The following is a 233-nucleotide window of genomic DNA, read 5'->3' as shown; positions in this document are numbered from 1 at the left end:
CGTCATCACCTACCACAGTAAAACGGGCACGCTCGCCTACTAGCAATTTAACAAGTTGATATTGGCTTGTATTGGTATCTTGATACTCATCCACCAGCAAATATTTAAAGCGTTGCTGCCAGCGCTCACGAGATGTGGCGTTATTAGTAAGTAACAAAGTAGGGATCATAATTAAATCATCAAAATCTAGTGCGTTATAAGCACGTAGCTGATTTTGATAGCGAGCATACAGC

At 41.2% G+C, this 233-nt stretch carries 1 protein-coding gene; it reads right to left on the bottom strand.

Going from position 1 to position 233, the window contains the following annotated elements:
* Positions 1–233: UvrD-helicase domain-containing protein (locus AAEY88_RS15600; RefSeq protein ID WP_350563858.1), on the bottom strand; the 233-nt coding region annotated here is incomplete at both ends.

The organism is Psychrobacter sp. CAL346-MNA-CIBAN-0220, from assembly GCF_040309805.1.
GTDB lineage: Bacteria > Pseudomonadota > Gammaproteobacteria > Pseudomonadales > Moraxellaceae > Psychrobacter.
This window is presented reverse-complemented; position numbering and strand designations above follow the sequence as displayed.